This window comes from Citrobacter sp. Cpo100 (assembly GCF_030332595.1).
Lineage (GTDB): Bacteria > Pseudomonadota > Gammaproteobacteria > Enterobacterales > Enterobacteriaceae > Citrobacter > Citrobacter portucalensis.
In genome coordinates this window covers 218,504-235,038 of sequence record NZ_JAOWHM010000037.1, presented here as the reverse complement: position 1 = coordinate 235,038, position 16,535 = coordinate 218,504, and the positions used below count along the sequence as shown (strand labels likewise).

The window sequence follows — 16,535 nt, the reverse complement described above, 5'->3', positions numbered from 1 at the left end:
TTATCAGGCCTACAGCGCTCGCTTATACCTTCGTAGGCCGGATAAGGCGCTTGCGCCGCCATCCGGCAAACAGGCATAAAAAAACCCCGCCGAAGCAGGGTTTTGTCATTCTCAAATATACGATTAGTGACGCGCGCGAACAATCTGGTATTTGCGTGTCAGATATTCGACCGGGACGCTCCAGATGTGTACCAGACGAGAGAATGGGAACAACAGGAATAGCGTCATACCCAGCACCAGGTGCATACGGAAAATGAACGCAACACCATCGAGATATTGAGACGCTCCGCCCTGGAAGGTCACCACTGTCTGCGCCCAGTTCACCAGCTTCATCATCTCGCTACCGTCCATATGCTGGGCGGAAAACGGAATGGTCAGCAGGCCCAGCGCACACTGGATCACCAGCAGTGAGAGGATCAGAATATCCGCCCCGGTGGTGGTGGCCCGCACGCGCGGGCTGAACAGACGACGTTTCAGCAGCAGTACACTACCAATCAGACACATCAGGCCACTGGCACCGCCCGCAAACATTGCCATCTTTTGTTTCACTTCAAGCGGTAGCCAGGCTTCATACATCCAGTGCGGCGTCAACATGCCAAGGAAGTGCCCAGCAAAGATACCTAGGATCCCGATGTGAAACAGGTTTGACGCCAGGTTCATCCCTTTGCGATCCAGCATCTGACTGGAAGCTGCACGCCATGTATATTGCCCATAGTCATAACGCAGCCAGCTGCCGATCAGAAAGACAGAACCCGCGATGTACGGATAGATGTCAAAGAAGAACGTATTCAGGAAGTGCATTATTGCTGTCCTCCGGTGGTGATATTCAGATACTGCGGCGCAACGGCCCCGGCAAAACGACGCTGGTGAGCGGAGATTTCCGACTCGCCACACCCCTGATCGGCGAAGAATTTCACCTGCTCTTCTTCCCAGACCGCATCCAGCGCTTGTGGAGTATCGTCACGGGCTTCATCCGCAATTTTTTCAGCCACTTTATCGCTGTCGATAACGGTATTCGCCAGTTTTAACAGCAGATCGAACAGCACTGCATAACGGCTTTCACGCTGTTGCAAACGAGCGCTGAGCAGTGCCAGAATCGGCGCAATATCCTGTAAGCCACCTAGCGCTTCGCTTTTCGGCAGTTGCGCAAGGTATTCCAGATACAGCGGCAGATGATCGGGAAGTTCGCGGCTGTCGAGCTGTAAACCGTGCTGCTCATACTGTGCCATCAGGTCAACCATAGCCTGACCGCGATCGCGGGATTCACCATGAACATGTTCAAACAGCAGCAGCGATGTCGCACGGCCACGGTCAAACAGTTCGCTGTAGGCGGCCTGCACATCCAGCATGTCCTGCGCGGTTAGATCGCGCAGGAAAACGCCCAGAGTCTGGGCATCCTCTTTATCCAGGTTCTCAGATGACGCGAGTGCATCGAAAAGTTCCTGCTGATGCTGCCACAAGGCAGCATCCGGGTACTCGAGCAGACGCGAAACAATGACGAGTTCAATCATTGGTGCGGCTCCGTTTTGCTGGTCACATCGACAGCGTCGATGCGGCGGCTGTTGAACAGATTGAATTTAGTATCAGAACCGTGGCAACCGTCGCCGAAGGTAAAGCCACAACCGCTTTTCTCCGGGAACGCGTCACGTGCCAGTTCACGATGGCTGCTCGGTACCACGAAACGATCTTCGTAGTTTGCGATCGCCAGGTAACGATACATTTCCTGTGCCTGCGCTTCGCTTAAGCCCACCTCTTCCAGCGCACGGGTATCAACTTTGCCGTCAACAGTTTCCGCACGTTTGTAGTGACGCATCGCCAGCATACGTTTCAGCGCCAACAGTACCGGCTGGGTGTCACCTGCAGTCAGCAGGTTCGCCAGGTACTGAACCGGAATACGCAGGCTGTCAACATCCGGCAGAATACCGTTGCTGCCCAGCTCGCCCGCATCAGCAACTGACTGAATCGGTGACAATGGCGGCACGTACCAGACCATCGGCAGTGTGCGGTATTCCGGATGCAGCGGCAGCGCCAGCTTCCAGTCCATCGCCATTTTGTAAACCGGAGACTGCTGTGCGGCATCAATGACGCTCAGCGGAATACCATCTTTCAGCGCCTGTTCAATAACAGCAGGATCGTTCGGATCGAGGAACACGTCCAGCTGACGCTGGTACAGATCTTTCTCGTGCTCGGTGCTTGCTGCACTTTCGATCGCATCTGCGTCATACAGCAGTACGCCGAGGTAACGGATACGACCTACACAGGTTTCGGAGCAAACGGTCGGCTGACCAGCTTCGATACGCGGGTAGCAGAAAATGCACTTCTCCGATTTCCCGCTCTTCCAGTTGAAGTAGATCTTCTTGTACGGGCAGCCGGTGATACACATACGCCAGCCGCGGCACTTGTCCTGGTCGATCAGCACGATGCCATCTTCTTCACGCTTGTAGATAGCGCCGCTCGGACAGGTCGCCACACACGCCGGATTAAGGCAGTGCTCACACAGACGCGGCAGGTACATCATGAAGGTGTTTTCGAACTGACCGTACATCGCCTTCTGCATGTTTTCGAAGTTCTGGTCTTTGGCGCGTTTTTCAAACTCGCCGCCCAGAATTTCTTCCCAGTTCGGACCGCTGGTAATTTTATCCATTCGCTGACCGGTGATCAGCGAGCGTGGACGAGCAATCGGCTGCGCTTTGCTGTCTGCCGGGGCGTTATGCAACGTCTGGTAGTCAAAATCAAACGGCTCGTAGTAATCATCCATGCCCGGCAGATGCGGGTTAGCAAATATTTTACCCAACAGCAGCGCTTTGTTACCCATGCGCGGCTGCAGTTTGCCGTTGATTTTACGGATCCAACCGCCCTTCCATTTTTCCTGGTTTTCCCAGTCGTTCGGGAAGCCAACGCCAGGCTTACTTTCGACGTTGTTGAACCAGGCGTACTCCATACCTTCACGGCTGGTCCAGACGTTTTTACAGGTCACTGAACAGGTGTGGCAGCCGATGCACTTATCGAGATTCAGCACCATGCCGACTTGTGAACGAATTTTCATTTTACGCTCTCCTGTACCTGGTCATTGCCTTCGCCATCCAACCAGTTAATGTTCTTCATCTTACGTACAACTACGAACTCATCACGGTTTGAACCGACGGTGCCGTAGTAGTTAAAGCCGTAGGCCAGCTGCGCATAGCCGCCGATCATATGGGTCGGTTTCGGTGTAATACGGGTCACCGAGTTGTGGATCCCACCGCGCTGCTGGGTGATTTCTGAACCCGGCAGGTTAACGATACGTTCCTGCGCGTGGTACATCATGGTCATCCCGGCCGGTACACGCTGGCTGACAACTGCACGTGCCGTCAGCGCACCGTTGCTGTTGAAGACTTCGATCCAGTCGTTATCTTCGATTCCCAGATCCTTCGCATCGACTTCGCTCATCCACACAATCGGGCCACCGCGTGACAGCGTCAGCATCAGCAAGTTGTCGCTGTAAGTGGAGTGGATACCCCATTTCTGGTGCGGCGTCAGGAAGTTGAGCGCTTTTTCCGGGTTACCATTAGATTTCTCGCCGATCACCGCTTTCACCGAACGGGTGTCGATTGGCGGACGGTAAACCAGCAGGCTTTCACCAAAGTCACGCATCCACTGATGATCCTGATACAACTGCTGGCGACCAGACAGCGTACGCCATGGGATCAGCTCGTGAACGTTGGTATAGCCGGCGTTATAAGACACGTGTTCATCTTCCAGTCCTGACCAGGTCGGGCTGGAGATAATTTTGCGCGGCTGCGCCTGAATATCGCGGAAGCGAATTTTTTCGTCTTCTTTATTCAGCGCCAGATGCGTATGGTCACGACCGGTAAATTCACTCAGCGCAGCCCAGGCTTTAACGGCTACCTGACCGTTGGTTTCCGGCGCCAGCGTCAGGATCATCTCGGCTGCATCAATTGCGGTATCCAGCATCGGCTGGCCTTTTGCCGGACCTTCAGCCTTGGTGTAATTGAGCTTACGCAGCAGATCCATTTCGCTCTGGGTATTCCAGGCAATCCCTTTACCGCCGTTACCGATTTTTTCCATCAGCGGGCCGATGGAGGTGAAACGCTCGTAGGTTGCCGGATAATCACGCTCAACGGTCATGATGTGCGGTGCGGTAACACCAGGAATCAGGTCACATTCACCTTTTTTCCAGTCCTTCACGTCCAGCGGTTGTGCCAGTTCTGCGGCAGAGTCGTGCTGAATAGGCAGCGTAACGACGTCAGTTTCTTTACCGAGATGGCCCACGCAAACTTCAGAGAATTTCTTGGCGATGGCTTTGTAGATTTCCCAGTCGCTCTTCGATTCCCAGGCCGGGTCAACTGCCGCAGACAGAGGATGAATAAACGGATGCATGTCCGAGGTATTCATATCGTCTTTTTCATACCAGGTTGCGGTCGGCAACACGATGTCGGAATACAGACAGGTGCTCGACAGACGGAAGTCCAGCGTGACAACCAGATCCAGTTTGCCATCCAGGCCGTTATCCTGCCATTCCACTTCTTCAGGCTTCACGCCGCTCTGCTGGCCGAGATCTTTGCCCTGAATACCATGTTCAGTACCCAGCAGATACTTGAGCATGTACTCGTGGCCTTTACCGGAAGAACCGAGCAGGTTAGAACGCCAGATAAACAGGTTGCGCGGATGGTTTTTACCGTTTTCCGGCTGCTCTGCCGCAAAGCGAATAGAACCATCTTTCAGGGATTTAACGGTGTAGTCCACCGGCGTCATGCCTGCTTTCTGCGCTTCTTCGGCGATACGCAGCGGGTTAGTCCCTAACTGCGGCGCAGATGGCAACCAGCCCATACGTTCAGCGCGAACGTTAAAGTCAATCAAATGACCGCTGTAGCGGGATTTGTCTGCCATCGGGGACAGCAGTTCCTGCGCAGTAACCGTCTCATAGCGCCATTGGCTGGAGTGGTTATAGAAGTAGGAGGTGCTGTTCATATGACGAGGCGGACGCTGCCAGTCAAGCGCAAACGCCAGCGGCTGCCAGCCGGTTTGCGGGCGCAGTTTTTCCTGGCCGACATAGTGGGCCCAACCGCCGCCGCTCTGGCCGATACAGCCGCAGAACACCAGCATATTGATCAGGCCACGATAGTTCATATCGAGGTGATACCAGTGGTTCAGACCCGCACCGACGATAATCATCGAACGACCGTGCGTTTTATCGGCGTTATCCGCAAATTCGCGAGCGATGCGTACGATCTGAGAGCGTGATACGCCAGTGATTTTTTCTGCCCATGCCGGCGTGTACGCTTTCACGTCATCGTAGCTGGTCGCGCAGTTTTCGTCGTTCAGACCACGTTCCAGGCCATAGTTAGCCATGGTCAGGTCGTAAACGGTGGTCACCAGCGCGGTAGAGCCATCGGCCAACTGCAGGCGTTTAACCGGCAGTTTGTGCAGCAGAATATTTTCCAGCTCTACTTTACTGAAGTGCTCGGTACCTTCGCCGCCAAAGTACGGGAAGCCCACTTCAGCGATATCGTCCTGGCTACCCAGCAGGCTGAGCTGCAGTTCGGTTTCATCACCTGACGTACCGTCGCGTTGCTCAAGGTTCCATTTGCCCTTTTCGCCCCAACGGAAACCTATTGAACCGTTTGGCGCAACCATTTCGCCGTTGCTGTTGATAGCGACGGTTTTCCATTCTGGGTTATTTTCCTGGCCCAGAGAGTCGACCAGATCCGCCGCACGCAGCATACGACCAGCAGCATAGTAACCGTCACGCTCTTCGAGCATCACCAGCATTGGCATGTCAGTATAACGACGAACGTAGTCGGTGAAGTACTGGCTCGGGTTATCGAGGTGGAACTCGCGCAGCATGACATGGCCCATCGCCATTGCCATCGCAGCATCGGTTCCCTGCTTCGGTGCCAGCCACAGGTCGCAAAGTTTGGCGATTTCTGCGTAGTCCGGAGTAATCGCTACCGTTTTGGTGCCTTTATAGCGAACTTCAGTAAAGAAGTGCGCATCCGGAGTACGGGTCTGCGGTACGTTAGAGCCCCATGCAAGAATGTAGCTGGAGTTATACCAGTCGGCAGATTCCGGTACGTCGGTTTGCTCGCCCCAGGTTTGCGGGGAAGCCGGCGGCAGGTCACAGTACCAGTCGTAGAAGCTCAGGCAGGTACCGCCAATCAGCGACATATAGCGTGCGCCGGAAGCATAAGAAACCATCGACATCGCCGGGATCGGAGAGAAGCCTGCAACGCGGTCAGGGCCATAGGTTTTGATGGTGTAAACGTTAGATGCAGCAATCAGTTCATTCACTTCCTGCCAGGAAGAACGAACAAATCCACCACGACCACGCGCTTGTTTGAAGCTTTTTGCTTTGTCGGCGTCTTCGATGATGGATGCCCATGCGTCTACCGGATCGCTGTGCAGTCTTTTTGCTTCACGCCACATCTTCATCAGACGTTTGCGCATCAGCGGGTATTTCAGACGGTTAGCGCTGTAGAGATACCAGGAATAGCTTGCACCACGTGGGCAGCCGCGAGGCTCGTGGTTAGGCATATCTGGACGCGTGCGTGGGTAGTCAGTTTGCTGGGTCTCCCAGGTCACCAGACCATTTTTCACATAGATTTTCCAGCTGCATGAGCCCGTGCAGTTTACCCCGTGGGTTGAACGCACGATTTTGTCATGCTGCCAACGCTGGCGGTATCCGTCCTCCCAGTCCCTGTTGGTATTGAGAAGCTGGCCATGCCCATCGGCAAAGGTTTCGCCCTTCTGCTTGAAGTAGCGAAACCGGTCCAGGAATTTACTCATCGGTTTTCTCCTGTAGGAGCCTGACGGCTCTCTGATAAATCGACATTGCTTGATTGAGAGCGAAGGTAACGCTCTGAAAGGGCGTGAGAATTGATAACGATCAAGGCATGCAGGGATGAAAAATGGAGGTTGGTTTTTACATACCCCCTTAGTAGGATATTAATAAAACAGTCAACATATTGAATTTAAATGATTTTATTAAAATCACTTATCATACAAATGTTAAATTCCTTATAAGTGGGTATTAAGGGGTATCCCCCCTGACAGGCATATTACCAGCACCGTTTTCGCAGACTTTCGTCATGAGCTCACATATAAGTATGTTGTAACTAATTTAGAACAAAAAAAAGCGCGGTCTAACACCGCGCAATGGATAATCAACTGCTACTACTTTTTTTACTTTTTAGAATGACGTCCGTATACCGCCCAGGTGATGACCACACAAGCGACATAGAAGATCAGAAAGACTTTCATCGCATCGACCGGCGAACCAGTTAACGCCAGAGACGTACCAAATGCTTTCGGGATAAAGAAGCCGCCAATCGCACCAATGGCTGAGATAAAGCCCAACGCTGCCGCGGTGTCGGTTGCTGCTTCGCGCATTGCTTTCTCTTCTGAACCGCCTTCAGCTTTCACTCTGTCCATCGTCAGCTTGCGGAAGATAACGGAGATCATCTGGAAGGTTGAACCACTCCCCAGACCAGCCGTCAGGAACAATGCCAGGAACACCGCGAAGAAGGCGATAAAGTTGCCACCGACACCGTTTGATGGCAGCGTCAGGAACAGTAAGGCACTGAAAATAGCCATCAGCACGAAGTTCACCAGCGTTACACGGGTTCCGCCCAGACGGTCAGAGATTGCGCCACCCGCTGAACGAGCCAGCGCGCCAATCAACGGTCCAAAGAAGGCGTAATGCAGGATCTGTACCTCAGGAAACTGCGTTTTTGACAACATGGCAAAACCGGCAGAGAAACCGATGAATGAACCGAAGGTTGCCAGATACAGCAGACTCATAATCCACAGATGCCCACGTTTCAGCACCGGCAATTGCTCTTTCAGCGACGCTTTTGAGGTTGCCAGTTCATTCATACCAAACCATGCAGCCAGCGTTAACACCGCAAGGAACGGTACCCAAATCCATGCGGCGTTTGCCAGATACAGCTGCGTACCATCCGGTTGTTCAACCCCGTGGCTACCAAATGCGGCAAAGATTGACAGTGAAACCACCAGCGGCGCAACCAACTGCATCACGCTGACGCCCATGTTGCCCAGGCCACCGTTCAGACCCAGCGCACCACCCTGTTTCTGTTTTGGAAAGAAGAAACTGATGTTTGCCATGCTGGACGCAAAGTTCGCACCGGCGAAACCGCACAACAGAGAGATAATAATAAAGGTACTAAACGGCGTGGAGGTATCCTGCACCGCAAAACCTAACCATACACAAGGAATGATCAGGATACCGGTGCTAAACGCTGTCCAGCGACGTCCACCAAACAGGGGAACCATAAAGGAGTACGGAACACGCAGCAGCGCGCCGGACACCGAAGGTAATGCCGTCAGCATGAACAGCTGTTCAGTGGTGAAATCAAATCCGACTTTCGGTAAGTTCACCGCCACGGCGCTAAATAACATCCACACGCAAAACGCCAGCAGCAAGCAAGGGACTGAAATCCACAGGTTACGGCTGGCGATTCGTTGACCACGCTGCTGCCAGAAGGCGGGATCTTCCGGCCGCCATTCGGTAATTACAGCTCCAGATGCCCTTTCCGGGGCAGATGAGTGACTCATAGACACCTCTGATACTTGTTTCGATGCCTGCAACATTAGGGTTTACAGCTGGAGGTAAGTTGATATAAATCAAAGGAAAAGGTGTCATTATTCATGCCTAAAATTTATCATTACCCTAAATGAGTACATAACTTCGGTAAAAAAGATGTGGTTTTTCACGCTTCTGTCGCCCCCTACTCCCCCTCGCCCAGGATCTCTCCCTCCGCTGGCAATTAAGAGGTAGCCCGTTTGAGGTATGGGTATACTCCAGTGTATCGCCGAGAATAACGCCACTGCCTGCAGCAGAATCGTCATTCAATAAGGTTTTCTGTTCGACGAAAACCCGAAGGAACAAGTCACCATGTTTAAACGTTGTCTCTCCCCGCTTACGCTGGTCAACCAGGTGGCGCTGATTGTTTTATTGTCCACAGCCATCGGCGTGGCTGGTATGGCTGTCTCCGGCTGGCTGGTTCAGGGCGTTCAGGGTAGCGCCCATGCAATCAACAAAGCGGGATCGCTGCGCATGCAGAGTTATCGCCTGCTGGCAGCCGTACCGCTGGACGCTAGCGATCAACCGCTTCTGGATGAAATGGAGAAAACGGCGTTTAGCCCGGAGTTGACGCGTGCCGCAAAGCGAGACGGACAACAGGCGCAGTTAAAAGCACTACAGGATTACTGGCACACTGAACTGGCGCCGGGGCTTGCGCATGCGCAAACGCCTGATGCGGTAGCGCAGGATGTGACGCGCTTTGTAGGCGGTCTGGATAAGCTGGTTACCGCCTTTGACCATACCACCGAATTACGCATTGAACGCGTCGTCCTGCTGCATCGCCTGATGGCCATATTTATGGCATTGCTGCTGGTTTTCACCATTATCTGGCTGCGCGTGCGCCTGTTAGAGCCGTGGAAGCAGCTGCTGGCGATGGCGCGAGCCGTCAGCCAACGTGATTTTACCCAACGCGCGCGTATCAGCGGGCGTAATGAGATGGCCGCTCTGGGCTCGGCACTGAATAATATGTCGGAAGAACTGGCCGAAAGTTATGCCGTGCTGGAACAGCGGGTGCAGGAAAAAACAGCGGGACTGGAGCATAAAAACCAGATCCTCTCTTTTCTGTGGCAAGCCAACCGCCGCCTGCACTCTCAGGTGCCGTTGTGCGAACGCCTCTCTCCGGTACTGAACGGTCTGCAAAATTTAACCTTGCTACATGATATTGAACTCCGGGTTTACGACCTGGAAGATGAAGACAATCATCAGGAATTTACCTGTCAGTCCAATGCCAGCTGTGATGAAAAAGGTTGCCATCTGTGTCCTCGCGGAACGCTGCCCGCGATTGACGGCGGGATCACATTGAAATGGCGGCTGACCGATGCGCATACCCAATATGGTATTCTGCTCGCCACCTTGCCGAACGGACGCCATCTCAGCCACGATCAGCAGCAGCTGGTTGATACCCTGGTTGAGCAACTTACCGCAACGCTCGCGCTCGACAGACATCAGGAGCGTCAGCAGCAGTTGATCGTGATGGAAGAGCGTGCCACCATTGCACGCGAACTTCATGATTCTATTGCACAATCGCTCTCTTGTATGAAGATGCAGGTTAGCTGTTTGCAGATGCAGGGCGATGCGCTTTCAGATAACTGTCGCGAGTTGCTCAGCCAGATTCGTAACGAGCTGAATGCTTCGTGGGCACAACTGCGTGAGCTGTTAACCACCTTCCGTTTACAGCTCACAGAACCTGGATTACGGCCGGCGCTGGAAGCCAGCTGTCAGGAGTACAGCGCCCGTTTTGGATTTACGGTTAAGCTGGATTATCAGCTACCGCCACGCCTGGTCCCTTCGCATCAGGCGATTCACCTGCTACAAATTGCGCGCGAAGCCCTGAGTAATGCACTTAAACACTCTCAGGCCAATGAAGTGGTCGTGACGGTGGTGCAAAATGGCAAGCAGGTCAAACTAACAGTGCAAGATAACGGCTGCGGCGTACCGGAAAACGCCGAACGCAGTAACCACTACGGCATGATTATAATGCGCGATCGTGCGCAGAGCTTGCGCGGCGATTGCCGCGTACGCCGTCGCGAGACGGGCGGTACTGAAGTTGCTGTCACTTTTATTCCCGAAACAAACTTCACAGAAGTCCAAGGAGATACCCATGAGTAATCTGGAACCGGCAACCATCCTGTTGATCGACGATCATCCGATGCTGCGAACCGGTGTAAAACAGCTTGTCAGCATGGCGCCCGATATTACCGTTGTCGGCGAAGCCAGCAATGGTGAGCAGGGTATCGAGCTGGCTGAATCCCTTGATCCCGATCTGATCCTGCTTGATCTCAACATGCCCGGCATGAACGGCCTGGAAACTCTCGATAAGCTGCGTGAAAAGTCACTGTCGGGCCGTATCGTTGTGTTTAGCGTATCCAATCATGAAGAAGACGTAGTTACCGCACTGAAACGCGGCGCTGACGGTTATCTGCTGAAAGATATGGAGCCTGAAGATTTACTCAAAGCCTTACAGCAGTCAGCGGCCGGTGAAATGGTGCTGAGTGAGGCCTTAACGCCGGTTCTGGCCGCCAGCCTGCGTGCTAATCGTGCAACGTCGGACCGTGATGTCACCCAACTGACACCGCGTGAGCGCGACATTCTCAAGCTCATTGCCCAGGGGCTGCCGAACAAGATGATCGCCCGTCGTCTGGACATCACTGAAAGTACGGTAAAAGTCCATGTGAAGCATATGTTGAAGAAAATGAAGCTCAAATCACGCGTCGAAGCCGCGGTATGGGTACATCAGGAACGCATTTTCTGATAACGCGTTGATGCTTCATTGCTAACGAGGATCATTTTCCGAAACGGTAATAAACGGTTCGGTCAGTGATAGCGTGATCTCATTGGAAGAGACACGCTGACCCTGCTCATCTTCTACCACCACAGACAACCGCCAGCGGTTTGTCGCGCCTTCGCTGCTGTCCCACTTCGGCATAATAATCGTCCAGCCTTGCGCGCTTCGGTTATCGCTACCCGCCGTTAAACTCAACGCCTGGGTATCACCCTGCCAGGTCAAATGGCGGATCCCATGCAAACTACGCACCTGCAGCTTCAGCGCCACCGTCTCACCAGACTTGAGATCCCAGGGCGGCGTGGCCAAAAATACCGACAATGTTTTACGCTGGCGATATTCCAGCGTCGGCAGATTGTTACGCTGCGGATCGTCATAACGACTGCCGCGCAGCGATCGGCTGTTTGCCACCTCGCTGACCATCAGTTGTTTTTTTAGCGGCACGCCAAAGCGGTAATTCAGCGTTAAGCCAAGGTTATTCTGGCTGACTCCGCTTTCGCCCTGCTTATGTTGTGCCGTCACGGTAATCAATGGCACCGGCGTATAGCTCAATCCCAGATTCACCGCCACAGGATTGTGGTACCCGGTTCCGGAATGAAACAAATCCACCCGGTCGCCAAAATACTGTTCCACGCTGACGCTGGTATTGAGGTGTTGATAGAACGGCATGCGCATTTGCGCAGTCAGGTCGTAGCCGCGGGCCATCCGTTGTTCCTGGGTTGCGGAACGCTCCTGCCAGGAGGACAACGGTTGGTAATAGTTAGCGGATAAGCGCAAGTATTCGCCCCACGCCTCGGCGCCAAGGCCTCCCCGGGGCAGATTTTCATCCAACAGGTTGTCATAAAAGGTGTTGTAACCCAGAAACCAGCCGTCGCGTACCCAGCGCTGCCCAATCCCCGCATTGCTGACTAAACCTTCGTCCTGTTGCGTCAGCCCCAACTGGCTCCAGGTTAAATATCGTTGATTGTCCTGCCATGGGATAAACCAACTTCCCCGACTTCCGGTAAAGCTGCCTTCGTTATCCACCTGCAATCCAACGCTGGCGTTTCCCCAGGGAGAGAGCCAGGATTCCAGTTGCTGATTAACCTGTTCGCTGACCGTGTCACGCACCTGACCAAACGCGAACTGCTTCGCCTGTTCACCCGTATCAAGCCCGTTATCGGTCATGCTGGCTTCACCAAACGCTTTGACCATTTCAGCAAAGTGCTTTTCGCCTGCCCGCGACTCCGGCGCCATACCGAGATCGGGTAAGCCATCACTATTGTTATCGAAAGGGTTTTCAGCCTGGTGAATAAAAGATGTCCGTGCGTTGGCAATACCGCCTGCCAATGGCAAGAGTGAGAATACAGCGAGAGAAAAATAAATATTACGGCTCAAATCGTCAGTTGTTTCTTACATCAATTAATTAGACACACTTAACCTAAACCATAACGTCTTCGGCTGTTAATTGCAGCCTTTATCCCCGTTTTCGGGATTTTCTGACATGGATAATTAGAGGTACCCACTCCTGCAACCATGCTTTCTTTCCCACATCAGGAACAGGGAGTAACATACACGCCAGGAATTATCCCTTCCATCTGACAACAGGAGTAATAATGCAAAAGATAGTGATCGTCGCGAACGGTGCAGCCTATGGAAGCGAATCGTTATTTAACAGCCTGCGTCTGGCCATCGCCCTGCGCGAACAGGAAGCGGATCTGGACCTGCGTCTGTTTTTAATGTCGGACGCGGTAACCGCGGGATTACGAGGTCAGAAACCTGCAGAAGGATACAATATTCAGCAAATGCTGGAGATCCTGACGGCGCAAAATGTGCCGGTCAAACTGTGTAAAACCTGCACCGATGGCCGCGGGATCACGACGCTGCCGTTAATTGACGGAGTAGCCGTCGGCACGCTGGTAGAACTGGCTCAATGGACGCTGGCTGCAGATAAAGTATTAACCTTCTGATACACCGCTTCAGGCAAGCTCACTGAAAGTGTCGATAATTTCCGAATTTAATCGTAGATGGGCGCGGTTTCGTTGAACGTTAGCACGCCCTTTCAACCCTTTTGAGGTATTTTGTCACTTTTGTTTAATCGTTATGCCATTTTTTGATCAAAATCAGCATCCTGTTGCTCCCCCTTTGGTGTTATGCAGTGAGTGAAATGTGAACAACATCACGCAGCACTTTCGACAGAAAGTACGTTGTTTTCAAGAACGGGGTGAAAAATGGCATTAGTGAAGGCGAGTTTAAAGTTATTTGGTGGCGATACGGTAGTCGTGCGCTGTTCTGAGCGCTGCCACATCCACCTGATGAGCGAGAAAAATCACGTCAAAGACACGCAGTCCGACATCTTAAGCGTGCAGGATCGTGATAACGCATGGTTAACCGTACCGTATACCGGCGTCTGGAATGTGCTGATCGACAGCCATAGCCAGTCGCTCGAGCATTCGATAAGTTTTATTGCAGCCTAAGCGTTAAACGCCCGATAAGCACCTGGCTTATCGGGCATACAACATCGAGCCGATATTAGGCAAATCCTGGACGCATAACACCTTCCGGCAGATTCTCTCCCAACAATCGTTTGACCGTGATCACCAGATCGTTAAGACAATCATCCTGCATCCCCAATTTGACCAGCTCTTGTTCCAGTGAGAACAGATACTGGGCGTTGGTGCCTAAAGGTCCGCTCGCCGCGGCGATAAGCGGCGCAATAACCTGCGCGCGCGTGTCTGACTCAAACAGCGGATGACGCGGATCCATAATAAAGACCAGTGCGTTCACCGTCCTGCCGTCATCAAGCGCCAACTGACACCAGGTCGGCAGATAACAGCCGGTGATCATTTCTCGCTTCCACAGCAGTGAAAGCTCTTGTTCCAGGGACGCGTCCGGCAAACGGTAGGCCACACCGGTGGTGCGTCCGCCCTCTTTCAGGGCCAGCATACGTCCTGGTTGACACGCCGTTCCTCGCCCCGCCGTCAGGCGCAGACAAAATGCACGGTGCCAGCCGACTAACGTCCCGGAACAGGACTCTTCAAACTCTAAGGCCGGGTTCCACATCAACGATCCATAACCGAAGATCCACACCGGTCCATCATCTGGTCGGCATGCAAGCGTGGCGGCCAGTGAGGCTGCCCGTTGTTCCGCTGACCAGAGTAGTGATTCTTCAATAGCACCAAATGCCGTCTTACAGTCGGCATTCAATAAAAAATCACGCGTTAACACCTTACACCTCCGCCACTGCTGCTTCCCTGCGACAACTTTTTTGACGCCTTCCGGGCTTTTTTACTGCTCATTTTGAAACCAATAGCTGGACAATAGGCAATTCACCGCTCGCTTGCAAGCCAGCAACGGCGCGGCGTAGCACGATTCGCTAACGCCTGATGCAAGCTAGTTCATAAAGGCATTATAATTGATACTGTTACGCCTTTTTATGCCATTTATCATCATCACCTTTTTGATAATCATTTTTGACCGCGGCCCACGCCACCTTGTGTGCTGTCTCTTCACGGGTAGCATCATCACGACGGTCAGATTTATCTTTATATTGTTCCCAGGCGCTGTTGAAAGCTTCTTTGTAGATGTCCTGAGCATGGGCTGGCAGAACATGCTGCACGCTTTCAGGCAGATCGCTTTTGGATTTATATGGCATTGTGAACTCCTCTTTTTAGGCTAAACCTTAAGTGTGGTTAACAATGCGGAGATGCGCCAATAATGGACATTTATAGAAAATTTCCACATCTAACCCTCTGTTAATTAAACAGTCTATAAACTAGAACTTTGTTTTTGACCGCTTTGAGAGGAAAAATAAGCGATGTAGTAAAATTTCGTAAAATGTCACCTACAAAACCAGGTTTTCTGTTATTTTTTACATTCTTTAATACTTTTTATAATTATATACCCTAAATAATTCGAGTTGCTTAAAGGCGGCAAGGGAGTGAATCCCCAGGAGCATAGATAACTATGTGACGGGGGTGAGCGAGCGTAGCCAACACATAAGCAACTTGAAGTATGACGGGTATAAATACCTGCAGAGACGGAGAATTAATTCAATGACACACGTACATGAGGCGGTAAAAACCCGCCACAAGGAGACCTCTCTCGTCTTCCCGATTTTAGCACTGGTAGTACTGTTCTTATGGGGGAGCAGTCAGTCACTACCAGTGGTCATCGGCATTAATGCGCTGGCCCTTATTGGTATATTAAGCAGTGCATTCAGTGTTGTCCGTCATGCGGACGTATTAGCACATCGACTTGGTGAACCCTACGGGTCGCTGATCCTCAGCCTGTCCGTTGTTATTCTTGAAGTCAGCTTAATCTCCGCATTAATGGCGACCGGCGATGCTGCGCCTACGCTCATGCGCGATACGCTATATTCAATCATTATGATCGTAACCGGCGGCCTGGTCGGTTTTTCATTACTGTTAGGTGGCCGTAAATTTGCCACTCAGTATATGAATCTGTTTGGCATTAAGCAGTATTTAATTGCACTGTTCCCACTGGCCATTATTGTACTGGTGTTCCCAATGGCTTTACCGGGTGCGAATTTCACTACCGCACAAGCGCTGTTGGTGGCGTTAATTTCTGCGGCAATGTACGGTGTATTTTTGCTGATCCAAACTAAAACGCACCAGAGTCTGTTCATTTACGAGCATGAAGACGAGGGTGACGACGACGACCCGCATCACGGTAAACCGTCAGCACATAGCAATTTGTGGCACGCTGCCTGGCTTATCATTCATCTGATCGCCGTTATTGCCGTGACTAAAATGAACGCCAGCCCGCTGGAGACATTGCTGACTGAACTGAATGCCCCAGTGGCATTTACCGGTTTCCTGGTCGCATTGCTGATCCTCTCTCCTGAAGGCCTCGGCGCGCTGAAAGCGGTTCTGAGTAATCAGGTACAGCGGGCGATGAATTTATTCTTCGGTTCGGTGTTAGCCACCATTTCACTGACCGTTCCGGTAGTGACCCTGATCGCATGGGCAACCGGGAATGATTTGGTCTTTGCGCTGGGCGCGCCAGAGATGATTGTGATGGTTTCATCACTGGTACTGTGCCACATCTCTTTCTCCACCGGGCGCACCAACGTGCTTAACGGTGCGGCGCATCTGGCGCTGTTTATCGCCTATCTGATGACGATATTTGCCTGATTAGTCTTTCTGATAG

The 16,535-nt window shown here is 52.4% G+C and carries 13 protein-coding genes; 5 read left to right on the top strand and 8 right to left on the bottom strand.

Features of this window, described 5'->3' with window-relative positions; genetic code table 11:
• Positions 1 to 123: 123 nt before the first annotated feature.
• The 5 genes from narI to OGX96_RS16645 all read right to left on the bottom strand — a co-directional run bounded on the left by narI (position 124) and on the right by OGX96_RS16645 (position 8,574).
• The gene (gene narI, locus OGX96_RS16665; RefSeq protein ID WP_286583667.1) at positions 124 to 801 is read right to left on the bottom strand and encodes a respiratory nitrate reductase subunit gamma; all 678 of its coding nucleotides are present in this window, start codon (positions 799 to 801) and stop codon (positions 124 to 126) included.
• Positions 801 to 1,511, bottom strand: a complete 711-nt coding sequence (gene narJ / locus OGX96_RS16660; RefSeq protein ID WP_008784959.1) for a nitrate reductase molybdenum cofactor assembly chaperone — start codon at positions 1,509 to 1,511, stop codon at positions 801 to 803. Before narJ ends, narI begins: the two co-directional genes overlap by 1 nt.
• Positions 1,508 to 3,046 carry a nitrate reductase subunit beta gene (narH, locus tag OGX96_RS16655; protein ID WP_198802346.1) on the bottom strand — a complete coding sequence of 513 codons (1,539 nt, stop codon included), beginning with the start codon at positions 3,044 to 3,046 and terminating at the stop codon, positions 1,508 to 1,510. Before narH ends, narJ begins: the two co-directional genes overlap by 4 nt.
• A complete protein-coding gene (locus OGX96_RS16650) occupies positions 3,043 to 6,786 on the bottom strand; it encodes a nitrate reductase subunit alpha (protein WP_198802348.1) in 3,744 nt (1,247 codons plus the stop codon). The genes narH and OGX96_RS16650 overlap by 4 nt, the downstream gene beginning before the upstream one ends.
• A gap of 396 nt (positions 6,787 to 7,182) precedes the next feature.
• Positions 7,183 to 8,574: a NarK family nitrate/nitrite MFS transporter gene (locus tag OGX96_RS16645; RefSeq protein ID WP_003833390.1), complete on the bottom strand. Its 1,392-nt coding sequence runs from the start codon at positions 8,572 to 8,574 to the stop codon at positions 7,183 to 7,185.
• A 340-nt stretch (positions 8,575 to 8,914) separates the two neighbouring features.
• On the opposite strand from OGX96_RS16645, the gene narX reads away from it, so the two are divergent.
• Both narX and narL read left to right on the top strand, forming a co-directional pair.
• Positions 8,915 to 10,711: a nitrate/nitrite two-component system sensor histidine kinase NarX gene (gene narX / locus OGX96_RS16640; RefSeq protein WP_003833391.1), complete on the top strand. Its 1,797-nt coding sequence runs from the start codon at positions 8,915 to 8,917 to the stop codon at positions 10,709 to 10,711.
• Positions 10,704 to 11,354, top strand: a complete 651-nt coding sequence (gene narL / locus OGX96_RS16635) for a two-component system response regulator NarL (RefSeq protein WP_003833392.1) — start codon at positions 10,704 to 10,706, stop codon at positions 11,352 to 11,354. The genes narX and narL overlap by 8 nt, the downstream gene beginning before the upstream one ends.
• Positions 11,355 to 11,375: 21 nt before the next feature.
• Here narL and OGX96_RS16630 read toward each other — a convergent pair whose 3' ends face one another.
• Positions 11,376 to 12,761 (bottom strand): YchO/YchP family invasin, encoded by a 1,386-nt coding sequence (locus OGX96_RS16630; protein WP_137377198.1) that lies wholly within the window; start codon positions 12,759 to 12,761, stop codon positions 11,376 to 11,378.
• Positions 12,762 to 12,979: 218 nt separating this feature from the next.
• Between OGX96_RS16630 and OGX96_RS16625 the strand changes: the two genes are divergently transcribed.
• Positions 12,980 to 13,333, top strand: coding sequence for a DsrE/DsrF/TusD sulfur relay family protein (locus OGX96_RS16625; RefSeq protein WP_003833402.1), 354 nt, complete (start codon positions 12,980 to 12,982; stop codon positions 13,331 to 13,333).
• Positions 13,334 to 13,594: 261 nt separating this feature from the next.
• Complete coding sequence (locus OGX96_RS16620; RefSeq protein ID WP_038641131.1) at positions 13,595 to 13,840, top strand: DUF1883 domain-containing protein; 246 nt, start codon at positions 13,595 to 13,597, stop codon at positions 13,838 to 13,840.
• Between the two features lie 55 nt (positions 13,841 to 13,895).
• Here the strand turns inward: OGX96_RS16620 and OGX96_RS16615 are convergent, their stop codons facing one another.
• Positions 13,896 to 14,591 carry a gamma-glutamylcyclotransferase gene (locus OGX96_RS16615; protein WP_198802350.1) on the bottom strand — a complete coding sequence of 232 codons (696 nt, stop codon included), beginning with the start codon at positions 14,589 to 14,591 and terminating at the stop codon, positions 13,896 to 13,898.
• Positions 14,592 to 14,787: 196 nt separating this feature from the next.
• Positions 14,788 to 15,018: a putative cation transport regulator ChaB gene (gene chaB / locus OGX96_RS16610; protein ID WP_008784971.1), complete on the bottom strand. Its 231-nt coding sequence runs from the start codon at positions 15,016 to 15,018 to the stop codon at positions 14,788 to 14,790.
• A gap of 400 nt (positions 15,019 to 15,418) precedes the next feature.
• On the opposite strand from chaB, the gene chaA reads away from it, so the two are divergent.
• Entirely contained in the window at positions 15,419 to 16,519 is a 1,101-nt protein-coding gene (gene chaA, locus OGX96_RS16605; protein ID WP_048216245.1) for a sodium-potassium/proton antiporter ChaA, read from the top strand.
• The last annotated feature ends 16 nt before the right edge of the window (positions 16,520 to 16,535 follow it).